We start from the raw sequence: 14,735 nt of genomic DNA, 5'->3' as shown, positions 1-14,735 counted from the left end.
TCCCTTGTCTTTGGGGGCGCCCGCTACTTTTTTCATATAGTCTCCGGCGGCCCCCCGCCCGCGAGCGGGGGGGGCCCCCCCCCCCGGGCCCGGGCGGGCCAGGGTGGTCTGCCGACCGGTTACGGCGTGCTGAGCAGGTGCGTCATCGACCGTTGGACGAGGTCGGTGCGCATCGCCTGGGTGGTGAGGCCCTCGGCGCCGAAGCCGAGGTACACCGTGTCGGGTGTGGTGACCCCGGCGCCCTCGTCGAAGGCGGTCGTCGTACGGATCCAGTTGTTCGGGTTCGCGGACGACCCGGCCGGCGGACCGGCCGCTGCCCAGCCGCCGAGGTCGGTTTCGAACGACGTCTGCTCGGTGGCGGCGTCCTTGGTGATCGAGACGTCGTCGACGAAGGAGCCGAGGCCCTGCGTCGACCAGTCGCTGACATAGGTGATCGACAGTTCGACCTGTTTCCCGGCGTACGGCGTCAGGTCGATCTTCCAGTCCTGCCAGCCGGCGCTGGAGCCGGATGACGCGTTCCAGGCACCGGTGGTACCGGTCGGCGAGCAGTCGGCGCCCTGGTAGTGCGCCAGGAACGGATGCAGTTGCACCCACCCGGCCGGACAGCTCTGGCCGGTGTCCTGGGACGTGTGGCCGTTCAGATCCGGCAGCGTGGTCCAGTCGTCCTGGCCCACGGTGTGCGCCTCGACCATCACGTAATCCCAGTCGCTCTCGGTGTCGTACGAGAACTTGAACGACATCGAACCGCTCGAGACCCCGCCCAGGTCCACGGTCCGGCTCAGCCGCTTGTAGCTGATGTCGGCGCGCTGGCTGTAGACGTACTGCGAACCTGTGAACGGGTCGAACGGTGCACCGCCGGGCCGCTGCCACTTCACCGGCGCCGAACTCGCGAACTGCGGGAACTGGGCCGTGGGCAACACGCTGGAGGTCAGTACGAACGCACCCGTGTGGTTCTGGTTGTCGGCCGAGTCGCCGCCGTTGAGTGTCCCGGCGAACCCGTTGAACGCACCAGCCGTCCCCTTGAGCGGGACCGGTGCTCCGTTGGCGTCGCTGCCGCTGTTGTCGATGAACGTGTAGGCGCCCAGGTAGTACTGCTCGAAGTCGTTCAGCAACGGGAGGCACGGGTACGCCTGCGGCGTGGTGCACTCGCCTTGCTGCTCTTCGAACGGGTTGTAGTAGTACGCGCCGTCCTGGTTGCTCGCGTAGCCGGCGTACTTGCCCGTGTACAGCAGCTTGCCGCCCTCGTTGAGGTAGTCGCGGACCGACAGTTCCAGGTCGAGCGCCAGTTCGGCTGCCGTACCCGCCGGCTGACCGACCTTGCGGGTGATGATGTCGTCGCCGGTCTCCCACACGACGGCCTTGTAGTGCGAGAGCACGCCGAGCGGGTGTGGCGCGGTGCGGTTGTTGGCGTCCACGTCGTACACGTCCGACGTGATCCCGGCCGCAGTGAGCGCGGCGGCGTACTTGCTGACGTACTTGGGCGTCGTGACGCCCTGCAGCGGGCTGGCACCGGTCACGTCCTCGGCGGCCAGGATCAGTACCTTCCCGCCGATGTCGGTGGCCACGTGGTACGTGAAGTGCTCGCTGGAGACCGCTCCGGTCCCCACCTTGTTGCCGCTGAACCACACCTCGACGGAGTCGCCGGGCTTGGTACGGCGTACGGTGCCACGGAACTCGGCGTAGTAGCGGTCGCCGCTGTCGCCGTACCGCTCGCCGCCCTTCCACTCCGCGACCTTGTCGTTGATGACGTCGCCGCCGTTGATCCGGTAGTTGATGCGCAGGTTCTTCAACGCGCGCTTCGCGATCACCGCGACCGGCTGGGTGGTGCCGTACGAGACCGCGAACGGGTCGGCCACCAGATCGGCGGCCTTCCGGCCGACCACCGAGACCGGGTCGTCGGGGTCGTGGGCGGACTTCGCGACGGACAGCGCGAACGGGATGTTCTTGGCGAACTCGGCCTGGATCAGGGCCTCGTCGTCGGGGAAGCTGAAGACGCTGACACAGTCCTCGGGCAGCCACTGGTCGTTCGGGTCGGCGGCGGACGCGGTCTGGCAGGTCGACATCTCCGGCGTGAACGCCATCGTGCCGTACTTGTCCGTCACGTGTCCGTCGGTTTCCCCGTTGGTCGTGTAGAGCTCGGCGGAGATGTCGGGGTCGTAGCCCGGTACGGCGGGATGCGCGTCGTCGCCGGCCATCGCCTCGGCGATCACGTCGTCCGGCGAGGGCGTGCTCACCTGCCAGCCGACGCCGTACAGCAGGAGTTCGGCGGCCGAGTGGTAGTTGATGAGCTCGGTGAAACGGACCTTCTGGAACAGCTGGTCGAGGGCCTTCGTCTCCGGTTCGGAGCCCGGGGCCGGACCGCGGTACGTGTCGCTGCTCGGGTCGGGTGACGATCCCTCGTTGTCGTAGCCCCACTTGGTCGCGAAGTTGCGGTTCGGGTCGACGCCGTCGCCGGGTGCGATCAGTCCGTCGCCGTTGTTGTCGCGCAGGTTCTTCCGCCACAGCCGGTCGCCGACGAACGTGTAGTCGTACCCGTCGGGGTTGGCCACCGGCAGGAACCAGAGTTCGGTGGTGTTGAGCAACTTCGTGGTCTCGGCGTTCTGCCCGTAGCCGTCGATGACGTAGTGCATCAGCCGGCGGACCATCTCGGGGGTGATCCATTCGCGGGCGTGCTGGGCGCCGGCGTACAGCACCGAGGGCCGGATGCCGTCGGTCACCAGGCGGGCGTCCTTGGTCACCTTGACGGCGACGATCGGCTTGCCCTGCCCCGACGTACCGATGGTGACGAGCTTCGTCAGCCTTGGATGTGCGGCCGCCGTCTGCGTCAGCTCCTCCAGGAGGCCGCCAGGCCCGCTGTACGGGCGGAACACGGTGGGACCGGCCGCGGCGAGGCGGGCGGCCTCCTCGGCGGCGGTGTGTCCTTTGACCTTCTTGACCTGCAGGTCGACGCCGTCCGTGCGGAGCTTGTCAGCTTGCCGCTTCGAGATCACCACCTCGACCCGGGTCTTTCCGCCGGCTGCCCGTCCGGTGGCCAGGTCGGCACGGTCCACGCCGATGTCCACGACCTTCTGCAGCTGTTGCGCAGTCAGGTCGCCGACATAGACCTCTAGACCGTTACTCCCTGGCTTCGGCACGGCGGTCGCTGCCTGGCCCGCGGCCAGCGCCCCCGCCACGACGGCCAGTACTGCGATGAAGACAGAAGTTCTTCGCATATCGCCCCTCCCCGGTCGACGGTGCATATGGCGGCAGCCTGGTGTGACCCAGGTCACGAGTCAACAGCTGGGACAGACCCGTCGCCCGGCGTGTGCCGGAGCACACACGCGGGACGTGCGCTGGTGCATACCAGTGCGGCGGTGGTTCGGAATACCGTGGGGGGATGAGTCATCGCAGCGAGTCGGGGTTCGAGTTCGCACCGGTGTACGGGCCGCTGGACGGGTTCGACGCCGGGGCGAAGCTGGGGGAGCCGGGGCAGTTCCCGTACACCCGGGGCGTGTACCCGACCATGTACACCCAGCGGCCGTGGACGATGCGGCAGTACGCCGGATTCGGCACGGCGGCCGAGTCGAACCAGCGGTACCACCAACTGATCGACCACGGGACCATGGGACTGTCGGTCGCCTTCGACCTGCCGACCCAGATGGGGTACGACTCCGACGCCCCGATCGCTTCTGGTGAGGTCGGGAAGGTCGGGGTGGCGATCGACTCGATCGACGACATGCGGGTGCTGTTCGACAAGATCCCGCTGGACCAGGTGTCCACCTCGATGACGATCAACGCACCCGGGTCCGTCCTGCTGCTGCTCTACCAGTTGGTCGCCGAGGAGCAGGGGGTGTCCGGTGACAAGCTCACCGGCACGATCCAGAACGACGTACTGAAGGAGTACATCGCCCGCGGCACCTACATCTACCCGCCGAAGGAGTCGCTGCGGCTGATCAGCGACATCTTCGCGTACTGCCACTCCGAGCTGCCGAAGTGGAACACGATCTCGATCTCCGGCTACCACATGGCCGAGGCCGGGGCGACGCCCGCGCAGGAGATCGCCTTCACGCTCGCGAACGGCATCGAGTACGTCCGGGCCGCGGTCGCGTCCGGGCTGGACGTGGACGAGTTCGCGCCACGGCTCTCGTTCTTCTTCGTCGCCCGGACGACGCTGCTCGAGGAGGTCGCGAAATTCCGCGCGGCGCGGCGGATCTGGGCACGGGTGATGCGGGATTCCTTCGGCGCCCGCAACCCGAAGTCGTTGATGTTGCGGTTCCACACCCAGACCGCGGGCGTGCAACTCACCGCGCAGCAGCCCGAGGTGAACCTGGTGCGGGTCGCCATCCAGGGCTTGGCCGCCGTACTCGGCGGAACCCAGTCCCTGCACACCAACTCGTACGACGAAGCGATCGCGCTCCCGACCGAGAAGGCCGCCCGCCTCGCGCTCCGCACGCAGCAGGTCCTCGCCTACGAGACCGACATCACCGCGACGGTCGACCCGTTCGCCGGCTCGTACGTCGTCGAGTCACTCACCGACGAGGTCGAGGAGGCCGCGCTCTCGTTGATGGAGCAGGTGGAGGAGTACGGCGGCGCGGTCGCCGCGATCGAGAAGGGGTACCAGAAACAGGAGATCGAGCGCTCGGCGTACCAGATCGCCAAGGAGATCGACTCCGTCGAACGCGTCGTCGTCGGCATGAACAAGTTCAAGATCACCGACGAGGAGCCGTACGAACCCCTCCGCGTCGACCCCACCATCGAAGCCCAACAGGTAGCCCGCCTCGCCACCCTCCGAGCCACCCGCGACCAGACCGCCGTCGACGAGGCCCTCACCGCCCTGAAGAAAGCTGCCCAAGGCAACGACAACTGCCTCTACCCCATGAAACAGGCCCTGAAAGCCCGCGCCACCGTAGGCGAAGTCTCCAACACCCTCAGAGAAGTCTGGGGCGTCTACGTCCCCGCCGACACCTTCTAACCCCCACCGCCCCAAAGGACACCGCTTCGCGACGGCTGACTTTCGGCCGCCGGCGCCGAGTGCTGTGGTGGAGGACATCACGGCAGGCTCGTCGACATCTCCTGATCAGACGGCGAGCAAATCCAGATGAATTCCAGCCTCGGCTGCCAGCGCCGTGAGGTCGACGGGATCGGAGGTAAGGATCGTGTCGCCATCGCATGCCAGCAGGACTACCGCAGCGTCGATCGCGTCCCGTCCACCGGTGAGCTTCAGCAAAGCCCCGGCCCGCCGCCCGAGTCGGTCGTCCAACGGCTCGACTTCGACGGCGTCGAGCAACCGGGCGATCGGCGCCTGACGACCGGCGTCTCCGCGCCAAACCTGCCCGACAATTCCACCATGAGTGACCGGCGTCCTCCCGGACAGCCGTTCTGCCTTCATCAGCGCGGCCATCCGATGGTCGCCACGCTCGGCTGCCACGAAGGCTCCCGCGTCCAAGACCAGTGTCATGCGGCGCCGTGGGAATGCTTGCCGCGGGTTCTCGGCGCAGGCTGCTGTGGTGAATGAGCACGTCCACCGCCCTGCTCAAGCGTCGGACGATCTGCAGCTCGACAGGATGTATCCGTCGACCGGGCCGGATTCCAGCGGGGCGCACGCGGCACGGCAGGCACTGTGAGGCAAGACGTCCTGTCGAGCTGCCGAGCCGTCAGACCCGAGGGGCTGCCCACGGCCGCACACGCCGAGTCGTGGCGTTTGGTTGTCCCTCGAAACCGCGAGTCGTGGATCGAGGCTGTATGTGACCGCCAAAACCCACGACTCGCTGGCTGCGGTCCCACCGACGGGCCTGGCAAAAGAACGGTTATCCGGCCCCGTGCCCGACGACGGCGCCAAGGCTCTGGCGCCGCGGGGCGGTGTTCTTCAGTCGAGGAGGGCGGTGGTGGTTAGGAGGGTGGTGCCTACGGTGATGGCTTCTTCGGTGGGGTCGAAGCCGGGGGTGTGGAGGTCGGCGGCGATTTCTTGGGTGGGTGGGCGGACGCCGAGGCGGGCCATGGCGCCGGGGACGTGTTCGAGGTACCAGGCGAAGTCTTCGCCGCCGAGGCTCTGGTCGGTGGGGGCGACGGCGCTCGAGCCGAGGGTCTGGTGGACGGCGTTCTGCAGGACGCTGATGGCGGTCGCGTCGTTCACGACGGGCGGTACGCCGTGGGTGACCTCGGTGTCGACCTCCACGCCGTACGGGCGGACGATCTGCGCGGCCAGTGACGGGATCAGGTCCTCCGCGAGGCGCCACGCGTTCGCGTCGAGGCAGCGGAGGGTGCCTTCGGCCTCGCCCCGGGACGGGATCGCGTTGGCGGCGGAGCCGGACGTGATGCGGCCCCAGACGAGGGACATGCCGGCGCGGGGGTCGACCCGGCGGGAGAGAGCGGCGGGGAGTGACGAGACGAGCGTCGCGAGCGCGTACACGAGATCGGCGGTCAAATGGGGCCGCGAGGTGTGACCACCCGGCCCGGTCAGCCGCACCAGGATCCGGTCCGCCGCTGCCGTCAGCGCGCCGACCCGTAGTCCGACCTGTCCGACCTGCAGTCGCGGATCGCAGTGCAGACCATAAATACGCCGTACGCCGTCCAGGCCGCCCGCCGCGATCACGCCGAGCGCGCCGCCGGGCATGACCTCCTCGGCCGGCTGGAAGATCACGCGGACACGCCGGTCCAGCTGCCCGTCGCGCGCCATCCCGGCCAGCACCAGCGCCGCACCGAGCAAGGCCGACGTGTGTACGTCGTGACCGCACGCGTGAGCCACCCCGTCGAGGGTCGACCGCCACGGCGCCTCGACGCCGTCCGGCACCGGCAGTGCGTCGATGTCGGCCCGCAGCGCGACGCACGTGTCGCCGGATCCGATGTCGCAGATCAGCCCGGTCCCGGTCGGCAGCACCCGCGGCGAGAGGCCGGCCTCGACGAGCCGCCTCTCGAGCAGCTCGGTCGTCCGCACCTCGTGCCACCCGAGTTCCGGGTGCGCGTGCAGATCGCGCCGTACGTCGACCATGTCCTCACGGACCGCCTCGACCCGCGCCAGCACGTCCGCGACCAGCAGCTGATGACTCATCCGGAGATTGTGACACCAGCGGTACGCCGGGACGCGCCGAGCCCCGCCGCCGTTCACGCCGCGCGACCGCCACGCACCGTAACGGCGGCCACGGAGCGTGCGCACCGTGACGCCCGCAGCGCAGCCGGTGACGGCGCCGGAGAAGTTGTCGAAATGTGACGCGGATGCCGGTCACTTTCCGGTATCGAGGCCTGCTTGACGTTCAAAGAAACACGGACCGCGCCCTATAGTCTGCGGATGCGGCATGTGGGGGAAGGCGTGCGGCAGGCAAACGTATCTGGTCGACGAAGGAGACTTCCGGTGAAGAAGTACGTGCGGGGAACGGCGATCGTGGGCGTGCTGACGCTCGCCGTCGCCGCGTGTGGCAGCAAGCCGACCGATAGCGGCGCAGCTGGCGGCGCCAACAAGAACTTCAAGGCCTGCATGGTCTCCGACTCCGGGGGCTTCGACGACAAGTCCTTCAACCAGACCTCGTACAAGGGTCTGCAGGACGCGGTGAAGGAAAAGGGCCTGACCGAGGTCAAGGCGGAGTCGAAGTCGGACAACGACTACCCGACCAACATGACCGCGATGGTGAACGCCAAGTGCAACGTGATCGTTGCCGTCGGCTTCAAGCTCGAGGACGCCACCGAGAAGGCGGCCGCGGCCAATACCGGCATCAAGTTCGCGATCGTCGACTCGGCTCCGGCCAAGCCGATCGCGAACCTGAAGCCGCTGCTGTTCAACACGGCGCAGTCCAGCTTCCAGGCCGGCTACCTGGCCGCGGCGATGTCGAAGTCCGGCAAGGTCGGCACCTTCGGCGGTCTGAAGATCCCGACCGTGACGATCTTCATGGACGGCTTCGCCGAGGGCGTGCGCTACTACAACACGCAGAAGAGCAAGAACGTCCAGGTGCTCGGCTGGGACGACGCCAAGCAGGCGGGTCTGTTCACCGGTGACTTCGAGGACAAGGCCAAGGGCCAGAACAACGCCCAGAACCTGATCACCCAGGGCGCCGACGTGATATTCCCGGTGGCCGGCCCGTCGGGTCTGGGCGGCCTGCAGGCGGCCAAGGCCAGCAACGGCAAGGTGAACGCGATCTGGGTCGACACCGACGGCTGCGTGAGCGCGGCGGAGTACTGCTCGGTGCTGCTCAGCAGCGTCCAGAAGGGTATGGACGTGGCCGTGAAGGACGCGGTCGTGTCGGTCGTCGACAACAAGTTCGACAACACCCAGTTCACCGGCACGCTGCAGAACGGCGGTACGTCGCTGGCGCCGTTCCACGAGTTCGACAGCAAGATCCCGGCGGACGTGAAGTCCGAGCTGGACCAGATCAAGACCGACATCATCAGCGGCAAGATCACCGTGCAGTCGAAGGTTCAGCCCAAGGCATCCTGAACCATCGCTTGGTCGCGTAGTACGGTGCGAGCCAGGAAGGCAGACCTACAGGTCGTGGCCTTCCTGGCTCGCCGTCTGAAGGGGAGGCTGCCCGCATGCACCTCGAGCTGTCCGGCCTGACCAAGAGCTTCGGCTCGCTGGTCGCCAACGACCACATCGACCTGGTCATCGAGCCGGGTGAGATCCACTGCCTGCTCGGTGAGAACGGGGCCGGCAAGAGCACCTTGATGAACATGCTCTACGGGCTGCTGCAGCCCGACTCGGGCGAGATCGTGATCGACGGCGAGAAGGTGCAGATCACCTCGCCGAGCGACGCGATCAAGCACGGGATCGGCATGGTCCACCAGCACTTCATGCTGGTCCCGGTGTTCACGGTCGCCGAGAACATCATGCTCGGCCGGGAGAACGTCCGGGCCGGCGGCGTACTGGACCGGAAGAAGGCGCACGCCCTCGTCACCGAGCTGTCCGACCGGTACGGGTTCGAGGTCGATCCCGAGGCGCTGGTGGAGGACATCCCGGTCGGGGTCCAGCAGCGGGTGGAGATCATTAAGGCGCTCGCCAACGACGCCAGCGTGCTGATCCTGGACGAGCCGACCGCGGTCCTCACACCGGCCGAGATCGACGAGCTGATCGGCGTCATGCGCCAGCTCAAGGACAACGGCACCTCGATCGTCTTCATCACCCACAAGCTCAAAGAGGTCAAGGCGATCGCGGACAAGATCACCGTGATCCGCCGCGGCAAGGTCGTCGGTCAGGCCGAGCCGTCCGAGTCCGAGGAGGAGCTCGCCGAGCTGATGGTCGGCCGCGCCGTCGACCTGGTCGTCGACAAGGAGCCGGCCCAGCCGCAGGACGCTGTCCTGCGCGTAGCCGGCCTGACCGTGATCGACGAGCGTGGGTTCACCGCCGTCGACGACGTCGACCTCGAGGTGCGCGCGGGCGAGATCCTCGCGGTGGCCGGTGTCCAGGGCAACGGTCAGACCGAGCTCGCCGAGGCGCTGCTCGGGCTGACGCCGATCGCGGCCGGGAGCATCCACCTGGGCGGCGAGGACCTGACTACGAAGTCGACCCGGCACCGCCTCGACGCCGGGATCGGGTACGTCCCGGAGGACCGCGCGCACGACGGTTTCGTCGGCTCGTTCTCGGTCGCCGAGAACCTGGTCCTGGACCTGTTCCGGAAGGCGCCGTTCGGCAACGGGCTGGCGCTGCGCACCGACGAGATCGACAAGAACGCGACCGCTCGGGTCGAGGAGTTCGACATCCGCACGCAGGGCATCGACCTGTCGGTGTCGTCCCTGTCCGGTGGTAATCAGCAGAAGGTCGTGCTGGCCCGGGAGCTGTCCCGCCCGCTGAAGCTGCTGGTGGCCTCGCAGCCGACCCGCGGTGTGGACGTCGGCTCGATCGAATTCCTGCACACCCGGATCGTGAAGGAGCGCGACAACGGTACGGCGGTGCTGATCGTGTCCACCGAACTGGACGAGATCGCCGCGCTGGCGGACCGGGTCGCGGTGATGTACCGCGGGAAGGTCGTCGGCGTCGTACCGTCCGACACCCCGCGCGACGAGCTGGGCCTGATGATGGCCGGCGCCTCGAAGTCGGAGGCGCACGACGTGGCGATCGAGAACCCGACGACCTTGGGAACCATCTGATGAGCACTGAGACAGAGGTAGCTCCGGTGCCCGCGCCGCCGGCCAAGGAGCCGCAGCGCCGGTCCGGTCTGCCGTCGTGGGCGGTCCAGGGCCTGGTCTCGCTGAGCGCGATCGTACTGGCCCTGCTGGTCGGGGCGATCCTGATCATCGTCGGCGACGACCAGGTGCAGAAGGCGGTCGGGTACTTCGGCGCCGCGCCGATGGACACGTTCTCCGCCGCCCTGAGCGCGGTCGGCGAGGCGTACAAGTCGCTCGCCGTCGGCGCGCTCGGCGGCTGGACGCCGATCAGCGAATCGTTGACCCAGGCAACACCGCTGATCTGCGGCGGTCTGGCCGTCTCGCTCGCGTTCCGCACCGGCCTGTTCAACATCGGTGCCCAGGGCCAGCTGATCGCCGGCGCGATTCTTGCGTCGTACGTCGGGTTCGCGTGGCACCTGCCGCCCGTGCTGCACCTGATCGTGGCGATCGTCGCCGGTCTGATCGGCGGCGCGCTCTGGGGTGGTGTGGTCGGCCTGCTGAAGGCCCGCACCGGCGCGCACGAGGTGATCGTGACGATCATGCTGAACTACGTCGCGATTTACCTGCTCGCCTGGCTGCTGACGACCAAGACGTTCCAGCGGCCCGGTCGGACCGACCCGATCTCCCCGATCGTCGACAGCAACGCGCAGTACCCGAAGTTCGGCGACACCCGGTTGCACGTCGGCTTCCTGGTGGCGCTGGTGGCCGCGGTCTTCGTCTGGTGGCTGCTGAACCGCTCGACGATCGGCTTCGAGCTCCGCGCGGTCGGCGCGAACGCGGACGCCTCCCGGACGGCCGGTATGTCGGTCGGCCGCGCGTACGTGATCGCGATGGTCGTGGCCGGCGCGCTCGCCGGTCTGGCCGGGACCCAGCAGGTGCTCGGCACCGATCTCCCGCTGACCGACGGGGTCGCGGCCTCGGTCGGGTTCGACGCGATCACGGTCGCGCTGCTCGGCCGCGGTACGCCGCTCGGCACCGTGCTGGCCGGTCTGCTCTTCGGCGCGCTGAACGCGGGCGGCCTGCAGATGCAGTTGATCACGCAGACGCCGCTGACCCTGACCACTGTCCTGCAGGCCGTGATCGTGCTGTTCGTCGCGGCCCCGGCGCTGGTGCGCTCGATCTTCCGCTTCCTGCCGAAGGAACGCGGAGCGGGCGCGGTTCTCGCGAAAGGCTGGAACGGATGACCGAGACAACGCCGGACGCCATACCGGCAGCTCCCGCGAAACCGCACCTCATCGAGGCTCCGGCCGATCGGACCCGTCGGCTGCGGGTCGGTGGCGTGATGGTGGTGTTCGCCCTGATCGGCCTCGGGCTGGCGATCTTCACCAAGGGCGGCAAGGCAACGTTCCAGCTGGTGTCCGGCGACCTGCAGCACAACCTGCTCGGGCTGCCCGCGCAACCGGTCGCCCTGATCCTCGCGGTCCTTGGCGTCGGCGCCGCGGTCGCGTACGTCCTGCGCCAGGTCCCGCAGCGGTACGCCGGCTGGCTGGCCGCCGTACTGGGTGTCGCGTTCATCGGCGCGTTCCTGTGCTGGGCGTCCGCGGGCAAGACGTTCCCGCTGGCCAACCAGTTCCAGGGCACGCTGAACTTCGCGACGCCGCTGATCCTCGGCGCGCTCGCCGGTGTGCTGTGCGAGCGGGCCGGTGTCATCAACATCGCGATCGAGGGCCAGTTCCTGGTCGGCGCATTCACCGCGGCGATCGTGTCGAGTACGACGAACAGCGCGCCCGCGGCGTTGATCGCGGCGGCTGCCAGCGGTGTGGCGATGGCCGCGCTCTTGGCCGTGTTCTCGATCAAGTACCTGGTCAACCAGGTCGTCCTCGGCGTCGTCCTGGTGGTCTTCGCGACCGGTATCACCGGCTTCCTGTTCGACCAGTTCCTGCAGGGCGACGCGGAGAAGCTGAACACGCCGAAGGTGCTGTCCGCGGTGAAGATCCCGGGCCTGGCCGACATCCCGTTCATCGGGCCGATCCTGTTCAACCAGACGATCCTGGTCTACCTGACCTACCTCGCGGTCGCGGTCGTCACGTTCGTGCTGTTCCAAACCCGCTGGGGCCTGCGGATCCGCGCGGTCGGCGAGCACCCGAAGGCGGCCGACACGGTCGGCATCAGGGTCAAGCGGATCCGGTACTCCGCCGTCCTCACGGCCGGCATCCTGGCCGGCCTCGGCGGCGCGTTCTTCACCGTCGGGTACGCCGGTTCGTTCAGCAAGGAGATGACCGCGGGCAACGGGTTCATCGCGCTGGCCGCCCTCATCATGGGCCGCTGGCACCCGATCGGCGCGACGGTCGCGGCGCTGTTCTTCGGTTTCGCGACCCAGCTGCAGTCCCAGCTCCAGATCATCCAGACGCCGATCCCGGGCGAGCTGCTACTGATGGCGCCGTACCTGGCCACCATCATCGCGGTCGCCGGACTGGTCGGCCGGGTCAGAGCACCGAAGGCGGACGGTGAGCCCTACGTCACCGAGTGAGGTCGACTGGCCGGCGTTGCGCGCGGTTGCCGTCGACATGATGCACCGCGCGTACGCGCCGTACTCGCACTTCCCGGTGGGCGCTGCGGCGTACGTCGACGACGGGCGGATCGTTGCCGGGTGCAACGTCGAGAACGCGTCGTACGGCTTGACGTTGTGCGCCGAGTGCGGGCTGGTGTCCGACCTGCACCGGACCGGCGGCGGACGGCTGGTTGCCTTTACCTGTGTGGATCGGCACGAGCACCTGCTGACGCCGTGCGGACGGTGCCGGCAGCTGCTGCACGAGAACGGCGGGCCGGGGCTGCTGATCGAGACCGCGACCGGGGCCCGGCCGCTGCGCGAACTGCTGCCGGACGCGTTCGGCCCCGAGTTTCTGGAGGAATGATGAGTTTCGACGCGGTGGATGTCATCCGGGCCAAGCGCGACAAGGGCGAGCTGAGCGACGGGCAGATCGACTGGGTGATCGACGCCTACACCAAGGGCGACGTCGCCGACGAGCAGATGTCCGCGCTGGCGATGGCAATCCTGCTGAACGGGATGAATCGGCGCGAGATCGCCCGCTGGACCGCGGCGATGATCGCCTCCGGCGAGCGGATGGACTTCGGCAAGCTGTCCCGGCCGACCGCGGACAAGCACTCGACCGGTGGCGTCGGCGACAAGATCACGTTGCCGTTGGCCCCGTTGGTTGCCGCGTGCGGGGTCGCCGTACCGCAGCTGTCCGGCCGCGGGCTAGGGCACACCGGCGGCACGCTCGACAAGCTGGAGTCGATCCCGGGCTGGCGCGCAGCCCTGTCGAACGACGAGATGATGCAGCAGCTCGAGGACGTCGGCGCGGTGATCTGCGCGGCCGGTGACGGGCTGGCGCCGGCGGACAAGAAGCTGTACGCGCTGCGCGACGTGACCGGTACGGTCGAGGCGATCCCGTTGATCGCCAGCTCGATCATGAGCAAGAAGATCGCCGAAGGTACCGGCGCGTTGGTGCTGGACGTGAAGGTCGGATCCGGCGCGTTCATGAAGAACCTCAAGGATGCCCGCGAGCTCGCCGAGACCATGGTTGCCCTGGGCACCGACGCCGGTGTGAAGACCGTTGCCCTCCTCACCGACATGTCCGTCCCGCTCGGTCTGACCGCCGGAAACGCCCTGGAGGTTCGCGAATCGGTCGAGGTGCTGGCCGGTGGCGGTCCCGCCGACGTGATCGAGCTGACCGTTGCCCTGGCCAAAGAGATGCTCGCCGCAGCCGGGGTGACCGGTGTCGACCCGGCCGAGAAGCTTCGCGACGGTACGGCGATGGACACCTGGCGCGCGATGATCTCGGCCCAGGGCGGCGACCCGTCCGCCGAGCTCCCGGTCGCTCCCGAGCAGCACGTCGTACCGGCCCCGTCGTCCGGCGTACTCTCCAAGCTCGACGCTCTCGCGGTGGGCGTCGCGGCGTGGCGTCTCGGCGCTGGCCGCGCGCGCAAGGAGGACCCGGTGTCCGCGGTAGCCGGCGTCGAGCTGCACGCCAAGCCGGGTGACCAGATCCAGGAAGGCCAGCCGCTGCTGACCCTCCACACCGACGACCCGACCCGCATCGACCGCGCCCTGGAGTCCCTGGCGGACGCAATCGCCGTCGCCGACTCCTACGAGCCAGGCCCGCTGGTCATCGACCGCATCACCGCCTGACCCCACTACCCCTCGACCCCGGACCAACCCCGGAGCGTACCGGGGGATATCCGGCTGGTGTCACTGATGTGTGGGTGGTCGACGGGTTCCAGGGCGGTGCCGGGCTTGGTGTGATGTGCACGCTCGACAGGACGTGTCCGGTGGCCGGGTAGTGCACCTGAGCGTGAACGTGCCCGTGCGTACACCGTCTCGCCGGTGCACTACCTGTCGAGCGTGCACACCACCCCGCCGCAAGCACCCGTCCCGCCATCAACCCGGTCCCCGCTATCAACCCGATCCCCGCCGGCCACCCGGTGCTGCAGCCTCACGCCAGCCCGTCGGCGGGTCGCCCCTGGCGGGTTATGTCACCGCTGGCCTGCTGCTTCCCGCCATCGCCCACATAACCCGCCAGCCGGCACCACACCACCCACACCCACCCACCCACCCGTCCGACAGGAGACCGGATATCCGGCTCTCGTGACGTATCCGTGGGTGGGTCTGCGCGTCTGAGTTGGTGCATGCCGTTCTCTGACTAGGTTCTTGGCTTGTCGAGGGT

Annotated in this window: 10 protein-coding genes; 7 read left to right on the top strand and 3 right to left on the bottom strand. The window is 68.3% G+C overall.

Features of this window, described 5'->3' with window-relative positions; genetic code table 11:
* Positions 1-119: 119 nt before the first annotated feature.
* Positions 120-3,212, bottom strand: coding sequence for a M14 family zinc carboxypeptidase (locus ACWF0M_RS37840; protein ID WP_452240594.1), 3,093 nt, complete (start codon positions 3,210-3,212; stop codon positions 120-122).
* A gap of 164 nt (positions 3,213-3,376) precedes the next feature.
* Here ACWF0M_RS37840 and ACWF0M_RS37835 point away from each other — a divergent pair, with 164 nt between their 5' ends.
* On the top strand, positions 3,377-4,951 hold the full coding sequence (locus ACWF0M_RS37835) for an acyl-CoA mutase large subunit family protein (RefSeq protein WP_452240593.1): 1,575 nt from the start codon (positions 3,377-3,379) through the stop codon (positions 4,949-4,951).
* Between the two features lie 105 nt (positions 4,952-5,056).
* Here ACWF0M_RS37835 and ACWF0M_RS37830 read toward each other — a convergent pair whose 3' ends face one another.
* Both ACWF0M_RS37830 and ACWF0M_RS37825 read right to left on the bottom strand, forming a co-directional pair.
* Positions 5,057-5,437 carry a hypothetical protein gene (locus tag ACWF0M_RS37830; RefSeq protein ID WP_452240592.1) on the bottom strand — a complete coding sequence of 127 codons (381 nt, stop codon included), beginning with the start codon at positions 5,435-5,437 and terminating at the stop codon, positions 5,057-5,059.
* Between the two features lie 408 nt (positions 5,438-5,845).
* A complete protein-coding gene (locus tag ACWF0M_RS37825; protein ID WP_452240591.1) occupies positions 5,846-7,027 on the bottom strand; it encodes an amidohydrolase in 1,182 nt (393 codons plus the stop codon).
* Positions 7,028-7,327: 300 nt separating this feature from the next.
* On the opposite strand from ACWF0M_RS37825, the gene ACWF0M_RS37820 reads away from it, so the two are divergent.
* The 6 genes from ACWF0M_RS37820 (at position 7,328) to ACWF0M_RS37795 (ending at position 14,200) form a co-directional block, all read left to right on the top strand.
* Positions 7,328-8,404: a BMP family lipoprotein gene (locus ACWF0M_RS37820; protein WP_452240590.1), complete on the top strand. Its 1,077-nt coding sequence runs from the start codon at positions 7,328-7,330 to the stop codon at positions 8,402-8,404.
* A 95-nt stretch (positions 8,405-8,499) separates the two neighbouring features.
* The gene (locus ACWF0M_RS37815) at positions 8,500-10,050 is read left to right on the top strand and encodes an ABC transporter ATP-binding protein (protein ID WP_452240589.1); all 1,551 of its coding nucleotides are present in this window, start codon (positions 8,500-8,502) and stop codon (positions 10,048-10,050) included.
* Positions 10,050-11,252, top strand: coding sequence for an ABC transporter permease (locus ACWF0M_RS37810; protein WP_452240588.1), 1,203 nt, complete (start codon positions 10,050-10,052; stop codon positions 11,250-11,252). Before ACWF0M_RS37815 ends, ACWF0M_RS37810 begins: the two co-directional genes overlap by 1 nt.
* Positions 11,249-12,538, top strand: coding sequence for an ABC transporter permease (locus ACWF0M_RS37805; protein ID WP_452240587.1), 1,290 nt, complete (start codon positions 11,249-11,251; stop codon positions 12,536-12,538). Before ACWF0M_RS37810 ends, ACWF0M_RS37805 begins: the two co-directional genes overlap by 4 nt.
* Positions 12,516-12,923: a cytidine deaminase gene (locus ACWF0M_RS37800; RefSeq protein ID WP_452240586.1), complete on the top strand. Its 408-nt coding sequence runs from the start codon at positions 12,516-12,518 to the stop codon at positions 12,921-12,923. The genes ACWF0M_RS37805 and ACWF0M_RS37800 overlap by 23 nt, the downstream gene beginning before the upstream one ends.
* Entirely contained in the window at positions 12,920-14,200 is a 1,281-nt protein-coding gene (locus ACWF0M_RS37795) for a thymidine phosphorylase (RefSeq protein WP_452240585.1), read from the top strand. The genes ACWF0M_RS37800 and ACWF0M_RS37795 overlap by 4 nt, the downstream gene beginning before the upstream one ends.
* The last annotated feature ends 535 nt before the right edge of the window (positions 14,201-14,735 follow it).

The sequence above is a fragment of the Kribbella sp. NPDC055110 genome (genome assembly GCF_053607525.1).
The sequence above is the reverse complement of the archived record's forward strand: the minus strand, read 5'-3'. Positions and strand labels throughout refer to the sequence as shown.